Below are 22,650 nucleotides of genomic sequence, written 5' to 3'. Positions count from 1 at the left end.
ATGATAATTAATTAAAGTTTTATTTTAATTCAGAAAACGAACTGCTATATCTGAAAACTTCAAAAGATGTGGAACCTTTTGGCTTATGCAAAATTATGTAATTTGAATTTAATAGGCCTTGTTGCTTGTCTTCAGCCGTTAAAACGCCCATTCCCTTATTATGATCCATGTTTTCTAAAACCACCGCTCGTCCGTGCCCTAAAACTTTCATTGTAAAGCTGCTGAAATCGGGGAGAAGGTCTTTGTGTGAGGCGAAATAATTCTTAAGATTTTCATTATATTTCTGTTGCTCGCTTTCGGGAAGTCCGTCGGCAATGAATAAATCATTTTTAGCCTTCGAAATTTCTTTCATGAATTGATCTGTATTTCCCGTATGAAGCATATTTCTCAACTCGTCATATTTATTAGAAACCTGCTTTAGAAGCTCATCTTTATCTATTTTAGCTAAATCTTCAGAATTGTTGAGGTTGGTAATTCCGTGGGTTGCGTCTGCGTCAAAATTCCATTTAAATTCATACGTCGGAACGCCTTTTTCAAGCTTAGGGAATTCCAGTTTTTTTACCTCCTGAATATTTCCGTAATCTTTATTTTGTAAAAGGTAAATTCCTGTATTTCTGCTGATTTGATTTAAAAGATCTGCAGTTATTTCTTTTTGATATTGCTTATTGGCAGTTAGTTTTATAGTGACTTCCTGTTTTCCGTTAGAAAAAAGATATTGATTGATCTTATACGGCCCCGGAACCCCATTGTTATCATGAGATTGACCAATCAATAAATCGTTGATATATATTTCGTAATCTACATTTCTTATTTCGTGGTTTAAAAAGTATGATTTCATTACTCCTGTTTTTGGTGTCGTTTGTTCGGTTTTCTTATTATTTTCAGCGGTATTTTTCTGCTCGTTGCTACAACACACAAAAAATAGGGTGCAGGAGCCAACCGTTAATAAAAAATTCTTTATCATTTTACTTCGCCTTTATTTTTAAAAATATTTATGGTGCTTTTTGCATCCGGTATAATTTTCACAGATTTCGCATCGGTTTTATCGGAGTATCCGGCTTCAGCCCAAATTTTTAAGGTTACTCCTGCAAAATAAAAATCGGCATCCCAATCATCTTTTTTACCGAAATTTTTACTCAAAGTAAGGGTAACGCTTGTGCTTGCTTCGGCTCCGATTCCCAATCCGAGAGATTTCTTTTTATTTTCTTCGGCTTCAAACGACTTGTTTTTTTCATTTTTCACATAAATTTTCAGTGAAAAACTTGCATGAAGAATACCTTTCAATTCTCCCTGTAATCCCAATGAGCCCTGCAGCGATTGATCTTCAAAATTATATCTGATGTTAGCGGGTTTAGATTCACCATCGCCCGAGCCTTCACCAATCAGTTTAATGGAGGCTGAAAGCTCAAAATACAATTCATAATTCACTTCCACACGTCCTCCGCTGAAAAGATTAGCAAGCCATGAAACCAAGTCTAGCGCATCAATAATCGCGCCCCAAGGTTTAAATTTACTTCCCAATGCTAAAATATCCAATTTTACTTTAGCACCAATGATTGGGTCTGCAATTAATCTTCCTTCCAGCTCGTAGGTTTGCCTTCCGCTTTCCGAACCGGCAAGTCCGATGGCTAAACCAACCCCGATGTTTGGTGGATTAAGCTCAAAACTCATCGGTAAAGCTTTAAGCCTCGCCATTAATCCTTTTTGAGTTCCTGGAGCGTTTTGCAGCCTGTTGTTTTCATTTCGGGCATCGGTAACGCCCAAATCGCCATCAATTTTATTGACCATCCAAAACAGTGGCTGAAGCATTTTCCGGAATTTTTCATTGAAATCTTTTCCGAGTTTTATAACGTCGTCTTCGCCATTTACTTCACATTCCACATAAATTCCAAAGGTAGTTTTTCGTCCTACATAATGCTGAAGGCGATTATCTACCGTTTTGTTCATTATTTCTTTTCGGGTAGTATTGTTTTGGGTATTTATTTTTCCTTCGCTGAACCCACTGTAGTATTCCTCAAGTGGAGTAGTGGCACTGTAATAAAGCGGTGTTTCAATATTATAATTAAAATTAAAGACCCATTTCATATCCGGAAAAACGCGAATTCCCGCAATCTGATTAGGATATCTGCATGTGGTAACGGGAACAAAATAAGTTTGATGAAGCTGCTCGTTGCCGAAAAATTTAATTAAATATCTTATAACCCAAAGATTTTTATAATTATTATTAAAAAGCCCTTTCGATAAATAATCCTGTTCCCCGTAAAGATAATTGGCAATCTTATCGTCGTATGATTTATTGTATTGATATTTAAGCTTTAAGGTAATGGAATCATCACTTTCATTAATCGTAAAATCAGTTCCTTCCTGCAAACCCTGAATTCCTGAAACGGAAACTCCTTTAAAGGCTTCCTGAACTTCTTTAGGCTGCGGAGTTCCTTTCATTTCCTGATCGGTAGGAGCTTTATTGCCAGCCAGTTTCGGTGCTTTGTCTGAATTTGACGGATGAAAAACCATGGGTGAAGACGGAGCAGGAGCTTTCGCAAAACTTAAAATCCTTTCCATGAATAATTTTGGATCTTGCGAGGGTTTATATTGCCCTACGATCCAATCCATCTTAAAAACATCTCGTATGCCGTTGTGAGGTTTACCATCGTTGAGGATCATTTGGCACATATAACCGTTTTTCGCGGTTCTCACATTTTCCGGTGTCGCATCTTTATCTTTGAGATATTTTGCCGTAATTTTTATTTCCTTGGCTTCTTTATCGCCTGCAATAACAGTGATCCAGTTTTGAGATTTATCTTTTACCGAACCGTTTTGATTGGCATATTCATTAAAAATTTCGTAATCATTTTTACCATCATTAATCGTAATTTTAGAATAGGCACAGGGGTTTTTCTCTTTGATGCTGTAATCAATATCGCCGATATATTGTATCATGTTGGCTTTTTTCTGTTCCATTCTGGTCATTACGGTGTCCATCGACTCGTATTTTACCCAAAAAACCGGGGAAACATCTACATCTTCAAAATCTCTTTTTGATTGGGCTACTTTTCTGATCTTGTTTTGATTAAGATCTATTGTATATTCTTTTTTTGTTTTGGTATTGGTAATTTTAATATTGACGGAATAAGCCTTGGTCTTCTGACCTTTGGTATGAATATCATCCTTCCATTTTGGGTCTATAAAAATCGGAAATTCATAGCTGATGTTAGCGGTTCCTGAGCTTATATTAACTCCGGCGGCATCTTTCACGGCAGGAGAATAGTCAATTAACTTGCCTTTTATAATCGGATCTTCTTTTAAAACCTTATGATTTTCATCCGTAATATGAATTTCTACTTCAAGATCTTTAAAAGAGGGTTCTTCTTCAATTTTTCCGTATTGTTTTTTATATTGATCGCTGATTTTCAGAGGAAGCATATGCGTAGCCACATGAAATTTAATCACTTCACCATAAGAATAATAACCATCTTTCAGGCTAAATTCTTTGATTTCAGGATCTACTTTCTGTTTGTCGAAATACGCAAGATAAATATGTGGTTTATCAATCGTCAGAAAATGAAAAAATAAACCTTTTCCAGGGATGTGACTGAAAACTTCCATTCGATGATAATTTCCCAACCATACATCATCAGAACTCGGATTTAATTCTAATATTGAGCCTTGCTTGTACTGTTTATCAATTCCTAAAAATTCTACACTGTCTTTTCCGCCACCGAGATCTGCCCATAAAGGAAGCATTTCTTTTTGAGGTGTTTTCTTTGCTTCCGCCCATAAATAGGATAAGATAAATGCCCATTTTGCTTCAGTAACCGTGGTTTTTGGGTTGGTCGTTTTTTCGCCTAAAACTGTGGCGTCATTTTCTAAAATAAAACGGTGTTTTCTTCCGCTCAATATATAAATAACGGAATCCGGAACAATGGTAAACGCTTTTGTCCCGTCAATTTCATGATAACAGGCTCTTATCCCTTTTCTGATTTCTTCCATATTATCTTGCATTTAAATGATCATATGGATAAGTGAGAGGATAATTTTTGATATCGATAATCGGGTTTACATGAGACTGAAGCTCATCATCAGCATTTTGAATAACACTTTGTGACGGTTCACCAATTTGTCCGGTTTTCATAATACTAATACAGTCTTTTCCACCGACAGGGCAGGTCGCCTTGCTGTCTTGTAGTAAAATATAGCCGTCTGGCGGAGAATATTTTTCTTTTTCATAAAACCCGCTCCATTCCGTTATCGTAACGGTGCATGGTGAGTTATTTTTTTTCTTGCATGAGCCGAAAGTATTTTTCTCGAAAGTGGTTCCGATATCTTTGTGTGTTGCAGCCAGTTTCTGACTTCCATTAAGGTCGTTGATGAAATATTTCTGTTGTGTGAGTACCTTTAATTTGTCCGGAGTAGTCCCAAACTGACATTGGCACAAGGCTCCCTGTACTACTTTCTCTTTCAAAGACATATTAATATAATTTGTGTGGTGTTGTAAAATTAGTGTTTTTTATTCAAATTGAAATTTACCAGTCGTTTTCATATTCATTTTTGTAAAATCCCCATTTGTTAGGTTCGGAAACAACAAGTCCGCCAGTGATAAAAGGGCTGTTTTTGTCTAATTCTTTATCTTTAAATTGTTCAGTGTTTTCTTGAAATTGGGTATAATTTATTCTTTTTACTAAAATTTTATTTCCAGCCCAGTCTTTAGTGTAAACTTCAAAATAAGCCTGAATATGCATTGGGAAATGATGATAAAGATCCACATCAAATATCACTTTCAAACTCATAAAATAATGTTGAGCTAAACCATTTTTAGGAATGAAATATTCAGCAGCAGTTTGTTCGTCGCTTTGAAAATCAATCTGAAAAGAATGATAATTTGTAGGAATTTTATGAATGGTTTGAGTTCCGTTAAACTTTAAAGGTGGTTTGTAAGGAATTACAGACAGATAAAGTGGAATTTCAACTTTACGAGTTTCTCCGTAATCAATGAATTTGGGGTGAAAAAATAAATTCCAAAACCAATCATTTTTGAGATTTTTTTCCAAATTGTCTTTGTTGTCTAGTTTTTTATCAACAGTAAGAAAGAAGTCGGTTAAAGATGCTCCGGAATATTTTTCTAGGATTTTCGAGCGTTCCTGAATCCAACGTTGTTTTATTTCATCATGATTAATAATTTCGTTGCTGGAAATTCCTTTTTCGTTGATGTGAGTTTTAATAGGGTAGAGTGACCGGGAAATGGCATCAGATAAAATTTCGCTCATGCTATCTGATGGATGCTGATCGTATAAAATATTTTCTTTATTGAGAACTAAAAAACCTTTATGATCTTCGATTTGTAAATCAACAACGATGTCATAATCGACTCTTTTAGAAGGAATTTGCTCATCATTTGTGAAATATTTCACAGAAACGCCATATTTCCTCTGCTGAATTTCTTCAGGTTTTATTCGCAAAGTATTCAGGCGTCTTAGTATTTCCTTTTTCGACATTAGAATGTCCATAGTACAATCATTTTAATCTTTCGACATAATTTGGTACGTCAAATTTAATAAAATGTAGAGAAATGATTATTGATTGTAATTGAAATAAAAAAAATAATATAAAAAAAATCTCCCTTAAAAAAGAGAGATTTCTGTGGGTCCTGAGGGATTCGAATTCTTTTAGTTTACAGGTTGATATTTAATATTTTACATCTTTTTATTAATGAGGGTATGCCTAAAAGTATGCCTTTAGTGAAAATTATCTATGCATAACTCATCTCCATTTTCTTCTGTCTTTGAATAAGAAATATAGGTAAAAGGTAATGAATTGATTACTCACTTTACCTTCTTTTTTTAGATAGAACCTTAATGCTAAACTATTTTCGTAGCTTTTTTTCATATGATGTTCTTCAGATATTGTTAGTTGACGAACCTTTTTTAAGTTTAGTAATTCTGTAACTTCATTTTTGAGTTCTTGAAACATATTTTCTAACTCCTCAAAGGTTTGTGGTAATTGTATTTGATTGTACTTTAAGATTAATTCTTTAGGAGGAAAAGATTTTGAGAAATACATTACTTTTATCTTATTTGTTTTTGGATAATAAATATTCCAATAGCTTACTTTTAAAGTATTGTATTTAAAGATTATATCCTCATCAGAATTGGTTTCAGTAGTGTAATCTGGAAATCTCTGTAATAGGGCTTGATTTAATTTATCATAATAACCTTTTGATTTATTGCTAAATCTAAGAATAACTACTTCCAATCTATCCCAATGAAAAATGAGTTCTGTTCTATCAGGTGTAAAATTAAGAAACTTCTTCATCCTGTTTCCTACCCATAAGTAGCTAGAATACAAATCACTATCTTTGATCCTATTTTCAATGCTTATCAAATCTAGCTCCCAGTTATCATATTGGTAACCTATACGGAATGGTATTTTAGGTTTCATTTTAGTTTTGATATTAAAAAACCACCTGCTTTGAGGTGGTTAAGTCTGTTATTTATTAATGAACAGTTTATTCCTTTGTACAAATAGTTTCATAGATCCCCTCCATAAGTGAATCTGGAACTACATTCTCAGTTGATGAAGGTATGTTATTAGACCATATTACTTCACCATGTTTATTGTATTTGATTGTATTTAGAATTTGATAAGTATTGTTTTGACAAGATATGTCAAACAATGTTAATACTTTACCTCCTCCAGAGCTAATTAATTTACCTTTTTTGTTTTTGACTTGCTTAGATTCAGCGGTGTATTTTATCCATACCTTTTGTGATATTCCATACAGATTGTTTCCTTCCAGTTTATAGTAGTAATCAACTCCTTTTTTGTCTGTTGTGGCATATTGGAATACATTCTGTTGAGAGTAAAGATATGCTGAAGGTACTATGGCGAATAGTATTAATATTTTTCTCATTATTGGCTAAGTTTATTATTTTAATTAATCAACATATTTTATTTTAGGTTGTGGAAACTTCTTGATATATTCTTTTGCTTTGTCAGGTTCAATAATATCAAATGAAGCTTTTACTGTTGTTAGACCATAAGCTGGACTAAGTCTTATGTAATAAGTCTTTCCCTCTTTAGCATTTACAGTAAAGAAATCTTTATTTTCAGTCTGATCCTTTCTGATCTTGTTGCCCTCAAAAGCTCCTTCTAAATTGTATTTACCTGCATCTACATCCCAACACAGATAGTTTTTATAATCAAGCCTTCCTATCATATTTCCATTAGATGATAGTGTTATATAATAATGGCTTAATTTTCCTGTTGGTCTAATAACATAAATTCTAGCCTTATTAGGAGATACATCAGAATTTATGTTCGGGAATTCTACATATTGAGATGTTTGAGAGTATAGGTATGTAGAGCATATTAAGATGAATAATAGTAAAGTTTTTTTCATGTTTTTAAGTTTATTTAATTAGCAAATTAATTGTAATTCATATTTATACATTACGGAAATCCACAAAAAGGTAAAATTCAATGTTGCCATATATGACATTACAAACTGTAAATATAATCAACAACTTTGACTTGACAAATATGGCAAGTTGGAAAAATCAGAAATATTAAAATTAATTGGTAAAAGAATTAAAGAGTTGAGAATACAGAAAGGTATCTCTCAAGCTGATTTAGTGGGTAGAATGGAAGGAAATATTGACCCAACTAATATATCAAGAATTGAAGCAGGAAGAACAAATCCTACAGTAATTACTCTTTACAGAATTGCAGAAGCTTTAGAGGTTGATATCAAAGCATTGCTTGATATTCAGGACTAGATTGTGTCTTTAAGCAAATTTTGCAACATTCAAATCCTAATTTTTCCAGATCAATTTCATCATAATTCTTCTCTTTGAAATTGTAAGTCCATTTAAAAAATTCAATTAAATTATCGTAAACTTTTTGCTTTATTGCTAAATGTTTTTGCCAAAATTTTTTTATGTTTCTTAAACCATATAAAGAACAGATGTCATGTTCAAATTTTTTTAAAAGATATTCTGAAATAAAAGTATCATCTTTATTTAATAAAAAATCATAATTTGCCATTTTCATTCTAATAAGATTATCCCCAATTAGTTTTTTTCTTTCCTCAATTAAATTGTTCAATTCATTTTTATTTAAAACCAGATCAAAATTGGGAGCTATTTTTGTGCTTCCTGAATTTGTCCGTTCTCTGATGAAATTATACTCTACGTTTACTTTATTAAGTTTAAAAAGTTTTGGAAATACACTATTATAGGCAACTTGAATTTTTGCATTAATAGCATCTCGATTCCTAGCTTGTAAATACATATTCTTGTAACCTCTATCATCAAACCATTTTCTAAAATAATTAACAGCTTCATCTCCTAATAATCTTATATCATCAGGTATTATAAAATCAATGTACTCGCTACTAACAGATTTGCAATTTTCATAAAGATGATATTTATATTTTCCACCTTTTGAATAAACATAAGTTTTATTATCACTTCTAGCTTCTAGAGCCCTGTAAAACTCATTTATAAATTCTTTTTCATTTTCTAAAAGGTATTTAGCAGTAAAAAGCTTTTTCCTTTCATAAAAGTTGAAAATATAGTAAAGCAATTTATTTTTTATTACATTTTGAAGGAAAAATGTTAAATCATCAACATATTTTTCTCTGCTGATTTTTCCAGCAGAAGAGTTTACTAATTGACCAAAAGTAGAATTGGTAATAATAGGCATAAAAGTAAAATTACAAAAAAATTCAATTTGGCTATTTGTCAGTTATATAGATTTTTACTGCTTATTTCTTTTGTATAACCCCCATTTTCATCTAGAAGCCTATGAGTAATCTTATTTCATTCATTATTAGCTCCCCAGATTCATCTAGTAGCCAAGAGAATATTATGATTTAGCTATGATATATATGTAGTAAGATTTAGCCATTTGCCTTGAATCTGGATTATTTGGAATGGTATTTAGCTCCCATGTGCGAGTGTGAATAATTTTAGAATTAAAATAATCTCATTAATACAGGAGATTCATCAGTGACAAAGTGCCAAAATATCTGAGAACTCATTTCAATACAGCTCTGTACCACTAAACTAAAATATAATCTATTGATATTTTTTTGTTTATGTTTTAGGACTGATTTCAAAAACTAAACTCAGGATAAAATGGCACTTTGGCACTTATAACCAGTTACAATGCTCTGTGATATTGGAAGCATAAACAACCCATTTATAAAAGTCCATCATCTGCAAAGCTGTAATAATCATCTTTTGAAATTATTAAGTGATCCAAGACAGTTATATCCATTAAATTACAGGCTGATTTCAATTTTTCAGTAATATCAATATCTGCTTTACTAGGGCTGAGGTTTCCACTGGGATGATTGTGCGCAATAATAATCCCACTAGCTAGGGTTTTTAATGCTATGGAAACAACTATTTTAACATCTATGATGCTTGATGACATTCCTCCTTTTGATAAATCATAAACTCCCAAAGCCTTATTAGATTTATTGAGTAGCAATATCTTTACTTCTTCCAACATTTCTATTGTATCTAGATTCCAGTGATTAGTTATAAGACTGTAAGTTTCTCCGCTATTACTTATTTTTTGTTCAGACACTATATGTGCAGAGTAAGAAACAAGTAATTCTGCAACTTTTGCATTTGTTTTCATATAAAGATTGAGGTTGTTAGTGAATTAATAATCTTAAAAAGTATGAGTTTCTGTATTTACTATATATACTCCTGCAAAAACTCATACTTTTTCTAATAGATACATTAGATAAGGAATTAAAAATGTCTATTTTGTACAGAAGTATATAGTATTACCACACAGAATGAACATTCTCTTGTTATTTAAGAGAAATTTAAATACGTCCAAAATTCTTAAAACCTATATATGGATTCAGGAAAAATGGACGTATTGATTTTTTATGCAAAGGCTTCTTCAAGTTGCTTTGCTAGTTTCTCCTCAGAACTTTCTACACCTTCAGGAAGATAGATGTATTTGTGATTCAGAGTAACTTCCTCACCAGATTCTTTGATTGTGTACTGATATGGTTCAGTAGTAATTTTGGAGATTTTACCTGCCATTTGAGAGCCTATTAAGCCTTTGCAGGTTTCTTCATCAAATGTAGTTGATACAGTTGCTCTCTTAGCTGTAGCATAGTATTGACCTGTAGTTTTGCTTAATACCATTTCAATACCTCCCTGCACCTCTAGTAGATAAAAGTTTGTTCCATCTTCTTTCTGTCTTGTTTTGTAACTGATAATTCTTACCATTGTTCTAAGTTTTTGAGTTATAAAATGATCTCTCTGAGAAACAAGATTCCAACAAACTAAACTTTACTTTCAACTAAAGCTCAATCTGCCTGAAAAACTTGTTTTTTCAGAAAAAGGTAAGGGGGAGTTTCCCCATTCCAACATAGGTGGGGGTGTTTGGTGTGGGGAGGATTGCGTGAGAATAAATTGTAAAAAATTTTATTTTATATATTTTTTTTACAACAATGCTTTTGATCCTTTTGAATAAAAAATTGTAATATTATTTAATTAAAACTAATTTACATATGAAAAGTGAAGATGTTAAAAGGTTTGGAGTAATTATCTTTGAATCATTACCAACTAATGAAAGAAAAACTGGATATAGTTTATACACAACAACTTTGCGATATAAACAGTTTGAAGACAATGTTTTACATCTAGAATACTACGATATAGAAAATAGAGAGGATTTTTTTAACATTTTAAATAAAATAGTTGATGAAGCTATTGAAAATAATTATTTTTATTTTCTTCATTTTGAAATCCATGGCTATAGTGGTGGTATAAACTTAAAGAATAATGAAGATGTTGAATGGCAAGAAATAATACCTATTATAAGAAAATTGAATGTTCATTATAAAAATGCACTAGGGCTATATTTGGCTGTATGTAAAGGTGCAACAATAATGAGTAATACAGATTTTAATGATAGAGCACCTTTTGGATTTATTGTTGCAAATACTGATGATCTTAATCAGGATGAAATTCTTTTAGGCTTTGAAAAATTTTATGAAAGTTTTTTTTATAATCTAGATGCGAAAATAGCTGTTGAAGAGTTTAATAAAGTTGTCAGAAATGAAATTAATGAATTGGAGCATATCACGAGTAAACACTTTATTGATATGGTTTGTGATGTAGAAAGACCTACAGCAGATAGAGAAAAACTCCTATCTACAATCAAAAAGCAATTAGAAAAAAAGATTCCATACTTCACCAGTTTAACTATAGATACTCAAAAAAGTATTTTAGAAATAGAATTGAAAAAAATCAGTGACGAATGCAAATCTTTGAAATCACATTTCTTAATGTATGATTTAAAAGAATTATAAAAATACTCTTATAACCATATGGAAATTAAATAATGTAAAATCAATATTATTAGATTTAATAAAAAATAATTATATTTGATATTACCATGAAATTTCAAAATGACAGATTCCGCAATAGGTTCTATATCAGGCTATTTATTTCAATTTGAAAGAGCACTTTTTCTTCTTTGTAATTTAGAGGAAAAAACACACTCTATTTCAATAGAAAAAATAGATGATATTGCTGCTCATTCTGAAGAAGGTTCTATACTACTTTTAGAACAGGATAAACATTCAATATTAGAAAGTGGGTCAACTTTCAAAGATACAGAATATGCCTTATGGAGGACAATTCAACTATGGATTCAAAAACTTCAAACAGGACTAATAACTTCTAATACAAAATTATATTGCTCAACTAATAAAGAAATTTCTGATACTTCATTATTAAAGTTTATTGTAAAGAATAATTTTGAAGATGTAAAAAAGAAAATTCAGGATTTAAGAAACTCTCAGCAAAAAAAATTAAATGGTTACAAAACAAAGGATGGTAAGAGGGGTAATACTATATCACAAATTTTGACCCTGATAGATTTTGCTCTAGCAAATGAAAAAGAATTGGAAAGTATTTGTAAGAATATTGAAATCAAGGAGAGTACTGATGTAAAAAAGTCAATAATTACTAAATTACATATTGATTCTTATACTAACCAACAGCAAAATAAAATATATGAAGAATTGTTTGGCTGGTTGACAACTACATGTTTTTATAATTGGAAAAGTAGTCAACACGCAGAATTTACAAAACTTCAATTTAGTGAAAGATTAAAACTTTGTTTAGGATCATCTTCCATTGTCAATGCAATTTTTAGAGCAAAAAAAGATATCAATATATTACCTATAGATATTGAATCCAAAAAAGATGAGATTTTTGTACAGCAAATTAATTTGTTGAATATAAATAGTAAATCAAAAGAACATTTTATTACAAATTCTATAGAAGACTTTATTAAATATGAAATTGAGCATACTCACATTATAAGTACAGGAAACCTAACCAGAGAGGATTTTATTGATTTTTTACAAAATTGTAAAATTGAATGGGAAAATCATTTCTATTCAACTATAAGCAAAGAGATACATGAGTATAGTGATGATGAACTAGGTCAGTTAGGATTCCAAATATATACTTACATAATTAATGATTTAAAGATGAAATTTAAGTTTGATATAGGTTTCAATATTGAAAATATGTATGTAAAAAATGGTAGTTTTTTAAAGTTGTCAAATATCCCTGAAATTGGATGGCATCCAAATTGGGAAAAATTATTAGAAGATGATAAAAAATCTTAAACAAGAATTTAACCTTTACGATATTATCCAAAATGTTGGAATAGGAGCTTTGGCATGCTATAGTTTTGTACAAGGTTATTGTGTTTTGGCTGTAAATAAAAAGAATAAGAATAATTTCCCCAAACTTGAATATTTATTCTATGTTTTACCAATAGTATACCATCAAGATACTATGAGAACATTTAAGTCATCAACAGAATTATATACTGTTCTAATAAAAAATAAATCTATTCTTTTAGGGTTACAAGAAAGAGCAAATAAAATGTCTCCTCAAACATTTGATGCCTTAAACCTTGCATTCAATAGAGAATTATTATCAATCAATGATAATAATGAAATCACTATTAAACCTGAAGACCTAAGAAATAAAATTTCTATACCCTCATTTTCTGGTAGAGAAAATACAATCAAAAATATACAAGATACAGCAAGGAGGCTGGGTAATATGTTTGCAAAAACTGATGATAAAAACATACAATTAGAATTAAATATAAGATTTTAATGAATTTTCAAATACTTAATATCATTCTATACCCTAAAAATAAAGATCTAAAACCTAGATTTTTAACTTTTAAAGAGGGAAAAATTAATATTATAACAGGCACCAGTCAAAAAGGAAAATCAGCAATAATAAATATAATTGATTATTGCTTGGGTAGTGGTGAATGCAACATACCTATTGGACTTATTAGAGACACTACAGAAGTTTTTGCAATCTACGTAAAAATCAATAATGAGTTTTTTTTCTTTGGAAGAGAAAATTTTGATGACCATAAATCTAAAATGTACTTCTACAAAGAAGAATCGAATAGTGATAAAAAAATTGAGCTTAGAAGTAATAAATGGTTAAGAAATAAAGAAGATTACTCAATTAATACTTCTTACTTTAAATCTTTTATGAATGATATTGCGGGGTTTAAAAATATTGAAAATGGAGACAATCAAAGTTCTTTTGACCATGCTGCAAGTTTTAGAGATACAGCAGCATTTCAGTTTCAGACCCAAAATATTATTGCAAATCCAACAACAATGTTCTATAAAACTGATTCTTGGGAACATTTGCAAAAGTTGAAAACAATTTTCCCATTAATATTAGGATATAAGTCATATGAAATAATTGATTTAGAAAGAGAAATAAATGAGTTGGAAAGAGTAAAAAATAGAAAAGTAATAACTTTCGAACAGATCAAAGCTCAGTATGAAAATTGGCAAGCAAATGTTTACAAATACTACACACAGGCTATCTCTTTAGGCTTAACAATTTCTGATATTAATATTCAAAACTCCACTGTAGATGAGATTAAAAATGAGTTAGTCAGCATTGTTAAGAGAGTAAATTCCGGGGAATTATATAAAAATGGTAGTATAAATAGATTTTCTGAAAAAGTAATTGAGCTTAACAATGATAGAAATTCAATAGTAAGAGTACTGGAAGATTTAAAATTTAAATATAACAAAATAGTCCAACTAGATAACTCAAGAGTCTCTTATGTAGATGATGTAGCAAGAGAGAAGGAACAAAGATTACAACCAATAGAATGGTTTTTACAAAGGAAAGGAAATGATACTTGCCCATTCTGTGGTGAGAATTCAAAAAAGGCTGTCAATGAATTAATTTATTTAAATGAAGAAAAGCTAAAGAATTTAGAAGTTCTTAAAAAAGCAAAATCAAATGAACTTAGTTTTGAGAAGGAAAAAGCTTTTTTAAAACTAGAAATTTACCAAAATGAAATTGCTATTTCAGATATTGATGAGAACTTACATCTATTATTATCTAAGGAAAAAGAAGAGAATGATTCCCTTCAAAAAATATATGAATTTTCGGGAAAGATAGAACATGTTATTGATAATCTAAATAAAATATCACCTTCAAGCGAACTTTTTTTAGAAATTAAAAAATTAGAAGAACATATTGCAACAGAAAAATTAAAGTTAGATGGGCTGTATAAAAAATTTAATAAAAAAGCATCTCTTGAAAAATTAAGTAATATTATTTCAGAATACTCAAAACTCTTACCTATTGAAGACAAGCATAACAGAATAGTACATTTTGATCCTACAGAAAGTTTAAATATTAAGATTGAAGATATAAAAACTAAGAATAAATACTTTCTTTCAAGGATTGGAAGTGGTGCTAATTATATGGGATATCATTTAGCAACATTATTTGGTTTACATGAATATCTTAATCAACTTAAAGAGGTAGGTAAAGTTAACTATGTTCCTACTTTTTTAGTTCTTGATCAACCCAGTCAAGTATATTACCCTAAAGAATTTACTGAAGGATCAAAAGATATTGCTGACACAAAAAAAATATTTGAAACTACATATGAATTCGTGAAGAGAACTAATAATAAAATACAAATAATTATTTTAGAGCACGTTCCTACATCTATGTGGGAAAATATAAATACAGATTCCTTTCACTTAGTAGAAAAATGGGATAAGGATTTAGATGCATTAATTCCTGAAGAATGGTATTAGTTAAGAATAAGTTTCAAAAATAATATAATTATGCCTAGATCTTTTTACAAATTTTCAAATCAACAGATAGCTAGAATTAATAAAATTTGCTTAAAGCTAGAGAATTCTATTACTCAACTTGATGTAATAAATTGGCTTGGTAATTTTGAAGAAGAAGATTGGGATAATGCCTTAACAATTTCAGAAAAAATAAAATACTTTAACACACCTTCAATATTAAATGAATTAGATACGTTTCTAGCAAAAATATTAAACTTATATCCTGATAAAACTATCTATGTATCTTTCTTAGGAGAGTTTGGTAAAAGTGGAAGTCATTTAATTTATTACTTCAAAAAAAGTCCAACTTATAAAAATAATGATCTTAAATTCAAAATATTACAACATTTAAGAAAAATCCATACAAAAATAAAAAATGATGATGTTCTTTTGCTGATTGATGATTTTATTGGAACAGGTGAATCTGTAACTAAATTTTTTAATCATGAAATAAAGCAACAACTATTAAGCAAAAAATTAAATATAACAACAATATTTCTATGTATTGCATATATGGAAGATGCTAAGAAAAAGATAGAACAAAATGTATCAAACTATGAAATTATTGGTACACCTTATAGAAAAGCCTTTTCTAATTTGGGCTCTGTATTTGGATATAGGAAAAGAATGATTAGTATAAAAAATTTTTGTTTTAATTATGGTCAACACTTATTCTCAATTTTTGATGAAGAAAAGAGAATAACAACTAATTATCCATTAGGATACGGTGATTCGCAAGCTTTAATTGTTTTTAATCATACCTCTCCTAATAATACTATACCTATTATTTGGTCAAATAAAAATTCTTGGACTCCATTATTTGCGAGAAGTAGTGAAAGTTTAATTTCTAAATACAAGGAATTTAGGATGAGTACTATACATTGGATGAATATTGCTAAAGAATTAAAAATTGTGAGTGATATAAACCAATTTAAATCAATTCATTTTAGTGATATAAATTATAGGGTTCTTGCTTTAACAAGACTAAAAATAAAAAATATTAGCGAACCTATTATTTGTCAAGTATTAAATATAACATTGAATGAACTGGATGGTATTTATAATGAAGGGCAAAAACTAGGATATTTTGACAAAAAGAACTCCATAACTATTTTAGGCAGAAATAATTATAAAAATATTCTAAATAAACTAAAAGAAACCAAAAGAAAGAAAAAAGATTTATTAAATTTGGAAGAAGGAAAAGTATATATTCCAGAACAATTCTTGGGAAGGTCATAAATATTTAGTTGTTTCTCTTTTTAGAGAAGATTTGCTCTTTGAGCAAAGCAATAAGTAAAGTTTCTTTACATTATACTGATGAAAAATTACCCTCAGCTAACCAGCCTATTTTTCATCACTACAAAGCATAAAAATTAATTAATCTGTGATATATATTCAGAATAGAGTAAATAACTTATGACCTTTAACCAAGAAGAATTTATAAGAGTTGCTAGGCTAAGAAACCATTCAGATGAGTTTATAAACTCATCCATCAAATACGCCAATAATCTTTTATCCAAAAACCTCCCTGTCATATTCTCCTTAAAGCATTTTTCCATATTATTAAATATGGAATATTCTGAACTAATACAAATAATAACTATTAGAAATAGTCTTTACAAATTTTATCAAATAAAGAAAAAAAATGGTAGGGGTTACAGGCAAATAGTAGTTCCATATAGTAATATCAGGTATATTCAAAATTTTATTAAAACTGAAATTCTTGATAAAATTATAATAAATGAACATGCGACTGGCTTTGTAAAAGGAAAATCAATTTTAGATAATGCCAGAGCACACAAGAATCAGGAAGAAATATTAAATGTAGATTTATTCAAATTTTTTGATTCAATAACGGAGAGAAGGATATATGGGATCTTTAAGTCTTTAGGATATGCAAAAAACTTAGCACTAGATTTTGCCAAATTAACAACAGTAAAATTACCTGAAGAATATTTAAACACTTTTAAAGATCAAGAGTTTAAACTTTATAGAGAAATTGTCAAAGCAAATGATTGTGTACTTCCTCAAGGAGCTCCAACAAGCCCTATTTTATCAAATTTAGTGGCAAATAGGTTAGATTTCAGATTATCACGTTTAGCTAATAAATTAGGAGTTAATTATTCTAGATATGCAGATGATATAACTTTTTCAGGAAATTATGATGAGACTCCAACATTTAAATTATTATCTAAAATAATAATTGATGAAGGATTTAGAATAAATTGGAAAAAGGCTAAAATTAGTAAAAAAGGTAGATTGCAACTTGTCACTGGATTAACTGTATCAAATGATGTACATGTGCATAGAAAATTTAAAAAGGAAGTAAAAAAGCATATTTATGGATGTTTAAATTTTGGTGTGGAAAGTCATATACATTATATACAAAAAGGAGATGTAAGGTTTTATAAAGAATGGCTTCTTGGAAAAATCTATTATATAAACTCAATTGAACCAGAATATGCAAAAAAATTATTTGAAGATTATAAAAAAATTATTTGGCTTATCTAAAAAACCACCCCACAATTAAGTGAGGTGGACAACTCAATTCAATTCAACTCAAAAACCAATGATAATCAGAACTACAATTAAGTGCCTTTTGAATACCCTTTGAAAATTCAAAAGCATTCAAATTTCTATTTAGAAAATTATCTATGTATGAAGACTTATTAGCTTGTGTGAAAAGATTATAAACATCCCAGAGATTAATCCTGCCATCTTCCATTCTACAGAAGTTCTTATCCTCATAATAATCCTTTGCCATAGTATTGATGTGACTATCAGTAAAGTTAAGTAGAGGAGTATTCTGTTTTTCTGACTTTGGGAGATGTTGATAAAGCCTTGACTTTCCAATAAGCTGGGCAAACTGATGTTCTGAAAGGAAATCTTGAGTAAGCTCTTTCATTTCCATGAGATGAAGCTCCGTATTATAATTCCGCATGGTTTCTAATGCCTTAGTATATAAGTCTTGCGAGCTTCCAACCTTCATATCTTCAACAAAACCATCACTACTTACACAGAGATTCATACAAACCTGATTCTGAAATCCAATAAAGAACTTAAACTTCTCCAAAGACTTCTTATTGTAAAGGTTTTCCAAATTGTAACTTCGTACTCCTCCAATAGTAAGAGAAAGTTCATTACCATTCACAATATCTGTAATGGCTGGAACTTTTATAATGAATGCCATCCTTTCATAATAAATGGTTTTTTCATGCTCCAAAAGCTCTTTTACAGGCTTATGGATTGCACTTGGAATTCTGCCTTTAATTTGGTGGGAAACTCTTATTTCAGGTTCTGTAATACTGTGATGTGGGAAGACTTTCTGAACAGCATTTAATACAACTTCAATAAACTCCTGATGTGCAATAGTTTTCTCATTGTCCTTACTAAATACAGGAATAATACAATCATTTTGTAGATGATGTAATGTTGCTTTAGATGTATTTGCTACAATAAAAGGTTTGTGCTCAATAACTCCACCTTTTCCTAGATCAGCAGAGGTGTCATCAAAATTCTGTACTTTAGAATCAGGCATTAAAAAAGCCTGAACTTCATTTTTAGGTTCAGGCTTATGTTCTTCATTCATCTTACTTTGATAAAATATTTCTGCATCTTCAAAACTCTCATTATCATCTAGGAAAATATCTCTAATTGATTTCTTTTCTACAGAAGTAATATTGCTTACACTTCTTATCTTTAGATTTACAGGGGTTTCTTGTGGTCTTACACTTACTTCTATAATGTTAGGAGTTTTACTGAAACTTTGAGTGTCCATTTTGTGAAAAGTTTTGAGGGTTGGTTAGATTAGTAATTAATGATTTTTTAGCTTCAAAGTCTACCTTTAAACTAGCTTGAAACTGAGGAAATGCTTTGTAAAGAGCATATAGTTCTTGAATGGAGTTACATTTCCCAATGGATTCAAATACCTCTTGCTCAGAAGTGTTTGATAAATCCTGACTTGGAATAAATCCATTTTCATTATCATGACATTCAAAAGCATCCTTTGGGTCTATTTTAGGCATAGAGTTTCTTCCTGTAGAACTAGGTGTAAAGATTTGAGAAGGATTGGTTTGTGAGCCTGAATTACACCATTCTAAAATCATTTTTCCTGTATCAGATGTAATAATAAACTCAGGTTTATTCATAAATAATCCTGTTCTATCTTTTGAAGCTTTAGCCAAATGATTCTCATTAATGAGCTCAAAGTTGATAGTTAACTCATATTCAAAGCCATCTCTTGTGATTTCCTTAGTCCCGTGCTTTACTACCTGGGTCTTACCATTACTTCCAATATCAAGAGAATAAGCTATTTTCCTTCTTGTTGTTGTAATGATATGACAATTAGACTGTAGAATCTTATTAATAAAAGCTTGATGTCTTGGAGTTACATTAGCCCAATCTTGAAACCTTCCTCCTAGCTTCTCATGAATATCAAGGCATCCACCTGTACCATTCCACTCATGGCTAGCTGAATCAATGATTATAACTGAAATGCCTGAACCTTCGCACAGCTCAATAGCCTGAATGTACCTTTCAGGTGAATAGGGAGCTTGTAGATCCAATACATTATAGTTTCCCAAGTCTGAATACAAGGAAGCAGAAGAATTTTCTGTGTCTATTACAGCTATTTTACTCCAATCTTGTGTCATTCCATAGGCTAATAATAATGCTGATTTGGTCTTTCCAAATCCACTAGCTCCAGACAAGCCAAGTCTTAACTTGACTTGTTGTCTTTGTGATTGTTTTAATTGCATAATGATTAATTTAAAAAGTTGAAAAATGAAATTTTTTATGAGTAAATTACAATTTGGCAATTAGCTTCAAATTGCTTAAAAAGTTGTGTATGTGACTGGAAATGATTAGCTTTGTGCATCACTTAAGCTCGCAGAGCTAATCCCTGAAGTGATTCCTCCTCTGAATTCGTGCGTTGTTAAATCATAGATTTTTAAGGTTGGGGAGATTTAAAAAGAACCCCTTGTTTCATTATCTGAAACTATCCATTTTAAGGCTAGTACAGCAGGAGTGTAATGTATTCAAATAGAAAAGATAATTTAACAGAAATAATATAATCCCTATACCACTAGGTTACAGGGGTTGTGTTTTGGTAAGAAAAGGGATTTTACTTGTTTTTTGTTTGATACATATATACTTGTGACGAAAAATAAGTAATTAGAAGATTCTTATTACCTTATGATAATTTTTTCTAATTCCATTAATCATTAGTTGATGACTCTCAGCTTTACACTTTGTTTTGATAATAAATTCATAAAATCTATCCTCAAGAGCTTCATCAGATAGTGTATTATAACTGTCAAAAAAGTTAGCAAAATCTTCTCCCAAAGGATAAATTCCTTTTAGCTGTTCAATTATATTTTTGATACTAGATGCTTGACCAGAAAATATTTGAGACATGTCATAGGGTTTATAATATGAAGTGTTGGTTCTAATGATAATATTATGATCTACAAGGCTTCTAAAATGAATAATCTGAGTTTCTAGCTCATTTGGAGATTCATTCAGGAAGTTATTGAAGTATGAAATAATAAACCTTATTGCAGGCTTTATATCTTCTGAGGTTATTGTTGAGATATTAGTTTCATTATCTAATGCAAAGTTTAGGGTTTGTTGTCTTAAACTCCTTTTTAAACTATCATCAGCTCTGGATAAGTCAAGTGAAGATTCTAATAAGTAGAATTTACTACTGATATTTTCATCTTCTTCAATATCTGAATATGTCTCTGTGAGAATTTCCTCTATATTGTCATAGTTAACATCAGAAGGAGCATAATATGAATGAAGTTTAGTGTTAAAAAACTGATTTGTGAAAGCTGCATAAGTGACAAAAGAAGATAGGTCTCTTCCTAAAAAACTTTCTCTCGAAGTACATTTTTCCCCATATGTTAGAATGAAGCTATCAAAGTCTGGCAGTTTTAAATCTGGTTTTAATAATAAAGGTATTCTAAATCTTTCTTGCTGGTTTTCCCACCATCTTTTTCCCACTTCAATATGCTCAGAGAATGAGATATATTTTGTTGGTAAAATTCTTACATTATTCGTAGAAGGAACAGTAGAAATAGGAATACAGATTTTATTATAAGTTTGTATGAACTTTTCTTTCTGTACAGTATTCATGTCCTTAGGTAAGCTTTCATAATCCATCATAATAGGTCTGGGTAAGATTATATGTATTTCTCCAGTAGTTCGTTGTCTGGCAATAGCTTGAATCACAGCATTAATCCCCTCAGAATAGATACTACTATAATTGGCATAAGTTCCTCTGGCACTAGCAGGAGGTAAGACAACAACAAAGGCGTGGTTTGTTTTATTAATATTTACCCCAGATTTAAAGTTTGTTCCAATATTACAGAAGCTATTATCAAACCTGTTTCTATTTAGATTTTCATCATTATCACCTTGATTCCCTTCAATTGAGGAGGTGCAGTCTCTTAGTGTTCCAAATTTTTGAGAAAGCATTCTCCCTGGCTCCTTATCTGTATTGAGTAAGGCTTTGCAAAGTTTTTTAGAATAACAAAGAACATCAATGTTTTTATTTCTAGTTACAAGGCTACGAATAATCTCTGTAATAGCCTTATGATTCTTAACTCCATATTGGTTATGATAATGTAAAAACAATTGACTTTGCTCTCTTACAACCTTTCTTTCAGACTCCAACACTCTTATTTTGTAATCAGTCTGATTAGCTAATAGCTTAATCACAGGGATTGATTGGATATTATAAGTTGCACTAAGTAAAATATTCTTGCCTATAACACCTGAAAAATGAGAAAGATATGCAATACCTGTTGGTGTAAAGTTTCTGATAGCTTCATGAATTTCATCATAAATAATAATTAATTGTTTTCCTGTAGAACTTAGCTCATGGGAAAAGGCTTTAATGTAGTTATACTTTCTGGTAGATTGAAGTATTGCATGTTCTCCAGCATTACCTAATAAGGTATTAACTGTAACAAGGTGAATTTTACAGTTGACATCAATATAATCTTCACCACTTTCAGGGATATTATCTGAAATACTTTCGTAACTATAAATCTGATTTTCCTCAAAACCTAGTTCCAATAAATCCCTTTTGTATTGGGTCACTAAACTCACTAATGGTACAGCAATAATGAAATAAGTATTGATACTATCTTGTGTATTTAAATACTCTTTTATGGAATGTAAGATCGCAGAAGTTTTTCCTTGTCCTACAGCACAATTGACAACAGTTGTTTCTTTTTCAGAAAAATTGATTTTATTATATAAAGAGTTTCCAATAAAGCCATCTTGGATTTCTAAAGGTTGTTTTTCAAAAGTAAATACATCTGAACTTAGACTATTGTTAAAATCTTCTTCCTTGAAAGTGAAAAAATCTATTGGAAAATCATTAAAGTAATTATTTATTAATCTATCTTCTGACATAATATAAAATATAACTGCTCTGTAAAAATAAT

20 protein-coding genes are annotated in these 22,650 nt (G+C 30.2%); 7 read left to right on the top strand and 13 right to left on the bottom strand.

Going from position 1 to position 22,650, the window contains the following annotated elements:
• Positions 1–19 precede the first annotated feature (19 nt).
• The 7 genes from OXQ85_RS08480 to OXQ85_RS08450 form a co-directional block, all read right to left on the bottom strand.
• Entirely contained in the window at positions 20–964 is a 945-nt protein-coding gene (locus OXQ85_RS08480) for a hypothetical protein (protein WP_267403565.1), read from the bottom strand.
• Positions 961–3,990 (bottom strand): hypothetical protein, encoded by a 3,030-nt coding sequence (locus OXQ85_RS08475; RefSeq protein WP_267403563.1) that lies wholly within the window; start codon positions 3,988–3,990, stop codon positions 961–963. Before OXQ85_RS08475 ends, OXQ85_RS08480 begins: the two co-directional genes overlap by 4 nt.
• Before the next feature lies 1 nt (position 3,991).
• Complete coding sequence (locus tag OXQ85_RS08470; protein ID WP_267403561.1) at positions 3,992–4,468, bottom strand: DUF4280 domain-containing protein; 477 nt, start codon at positions 4,466–4,468, stop codon at positions 3,992–3,994.
• Positions 4,469–4,523: 55 nt separating this feature from the next.
• On the bottom strand, positions 4,524–5,504 hold the full coding sequence (locus OXQ85_RS08465) for a hypothetical protein (RefSeq protein WP_267403559.1): 981 nt from the start codon (positions 5,502–5,504) through the stop codon (positions 4,524–4,526).
• 253 nt (positions 5,505–5,757) lie between these two features.
• On the bottom strand, positions 5,758–6,435 hold the full coding sequence (locus tag OXQ85_RS08460) for a hypothetical protein (RefSeq protein WP_267403557.1): 678 nt from the start codon (positions 6,433–6,435) through the stop codon (positions 5,758–5,760).
• 67 nt (positions 6,436–6,502) lie between these two features.
• Positions 6,503–6,907 carry a surface-adhesin E family protein gene (locus OXQ85_RS08455; protein ID WP_267403555.1) on the bottom strand — a complete coding sequence of 135 codons (405 nt, stop codon included), beginning with the start codon at positions 6,905–6,907 and terminating at the stop codon, positions 6,503–6,505.
• 24 nt (positions 6,908–6,931) lie between these two features.
• Positions 6,932–7,396: a hypothetical protein gene (locus OXQ85_RS08450; protein WP_267403553.1), complete on the bottom strand. Its 465-nt coding sequence runs from the start codon at positions 7,394–7,396 to the stop codon at positions 6,932–6,934.
• A 148-nt stretch (positions 7,397–7,544) separates the two neighbouring features.
• On the opposite strand from OXQ85_RS08450, the gene OXQ85_RS08445 reads away from it, so the two are divergent.
• Entirely contained in the window at positions 7,545–7,772 is a 228-nt protein-coding gene (locus tag OXQ85_RS08445; RefSeq protein WP_267403551.1) for a helix-turn-helix transcriptional regulator, read from the top strand.
• On the opposite strand, the gene OXQ85_RS08440 is transcribed toward OXQ85_RS08445, so the two are convergent.
• The 3 genes from OXQ85_RS08440 to OXQ85_RS08430 form a co-directional block, all read right to left on the bottom strand.
• Entirely contained in the window at positions 7,744–8,700 is a 957-nt protein-coding gene (locus OXQ85_RS08440; RefSeq protein ID WP_267403549.1) for a hypothetical protein, read from the bottom strand. The genes OXQ85_RS08445 and OXQ85_RS08440 overlap by 29 nt on opposite strands.
• Positions 8,701–9,198: 498 nt before the next feature.
• The gene (locus OXQ85_RS08435) at positions 9,199–9,645 is read right to left on the bottom strand and encodes a JAB domain-containing protein (protein ID WP_267403547.1); all 447 of its coding nucleotides are present in this window, start codon (positions 9,643–9,645) and stop codon (positions 9,199–9,201) included.
• A gap of 257 nt (positions 9,646–9,902) precedes the next feature.
• Positions 9,903–10,253 carry a hypothetical protein gene (locus tag OXQ85_RS08430; RefSeq protein WP_267403545.1) on the bottom strand — a complete coding sequence of 117 codons (351 nt, stop codon included), beginning with the start codon at positions 10,251–10,253 and terminating at the stop codon, positions 9,903–9,905.
• Between the two features lie 284 nt (positions 10,254–10,537).
• Between OXQ85_RS08430 and OXQ85_RS08425 the strand changes: the two genes are divergently transcribed.
• The 6 genes from OXQ85_RS08425 to OXQ85_RS08400 all read left to right on the top strand — a co-directional run bounded on the left by OXQ85_RS08425 (position 10,538) and on the right by OXQ85_RS08400 (position 17,707).
• Positions 10,538–11,341 carry a hypothetical protein gene (locus OXQ85_RS08425; protein WP_267403543.1) on the top strand — a complete coding sequence of 268 codons (804 nt, stop codon included), beginning with the start codon at positions 10,538–10,540 and terminating at the stop codon, positions 11,339–11,341.
• Between the two features lie 99 nt (positions 11,342–11,440).
• Positions 11,441–12,673 (top strand): ABC-three component system protein, encoded by a 1,233-nt coding sequence (locus OXQ85_RS08420; protein ID WP_267403542.1) that lies wholly within the window; start codon positions 11,441–11,443, stop codon positions 12,671–12,673.
• Positions 12,657–13,175, top strand: a complete 519-nt coding sequence (locus OXQ85_RS08415; protein ID WP_267403541.1) for a three component ABC system middle component — start codon at positions 12,657–12,659, stop codon at positions 13,173–13,175. The genes OXQ85_RS08420 and OXQ85_RS08415 overlap by 17 nt, the downstream gene beginning before the upstream one ends.
• The gene (locus OXQ85_RS08410) at positions 13,175–15,157 is read left to right on the top strand and encodes a DUF3732 domain-containing protein (RefSeq protein WP_267403540.1); all 1,983 of its coding nucleotides are present in this window, start codon (positions 13,175–13,177) and stop codon (positions 15,155–15,157) included. Before OXQ85_RS08415 ends, OXQ85_RS08410 begins: the two co-directional genes overlap by 1 nt.
• Positions 15,158–15,187: 30 nt before the next feature.
• On the top strand, positions 15,188–16,435 hold the full coding sequence (locus OXQ85_RS08405; RefSeq protein ID WP_267403539.1) for a hypothetical protein: 1,248 nt from the start codon (positions 15,188–15,190) through the stop codon (positions 16,433–16,435).
• A 177-nt stretch (positions 16,436–16,612) separates the two neighbouring features.
• Positions 16,613–17,707, top strand: a complete 1,095-nt coding sequence (locus OXQ85_RS08400) for a reverse transcriptase family protein (protein WP_267403537.1) — start codon at positions 16,613–16,615, stop codon at positions 17,705–17,707.
• Between the two features lie 43 nt (positions 17,708–17,750).
• On the opposite strand, the gene OXQ85_RS08395 is transcribed toward OXQ85_RS08400, so the two are convergent.
• From OXQ85_RS08395 to OXQ85_RS08385, 3 genes are all read right to left on the bottom strand, one after another.
• On the bottom strand, positions 17,751–18,974 hold the full coding sequence (locus OXQ85_RS08395) for a DUF3871 family protein (protein WP_267403534.1): 1,224 nt from the start codon (positions 18,972–18,974) through the stop codon (positions 17,751–17,753).
• Complete coding sequence (locus OXQ85_RS08390) at positions 18,952–19,953, bottom strand: AAA family ATPase (protein WP_267403532.1); 1,002 nt, start codon at positions 19,951–19,953, stop codon at positions 18,952–18,954. The genes OXQ85_RS08395 and OXQ85_RS08390 overlap by 23 nt, the downstream gene beginning before the upstream one ends.
• A 415-nt stretch (positions 19,954–20,368) precedes the next feature.
• Complete coding sequence (locus OXQ85_RS08385; protein ID WP_267403530.1) at positions 20,369–22,618, bottom strand: DEAD/DEAH box helicase family protein; 2,250 nt, start codon at positions 22,616–22,618, stop codon at positions 20,369–20,371.
• Positions 22,619–22,650 lie beyond the last annotated feature (32 nt).

The organism is Chryseobacterium sp. GM_Chr_2 (assembly GCF_026540445.1).
In the GTDB taxonomy this organism is placed as follows: Bacteria; Bacteroidota; Bacteroidia; order Flavobacteriales; family Weeksellaceae; genus Chryseobacterium.
This window is presented reverse-complemented; position numbering and strand designations above follow the sequence as displayed.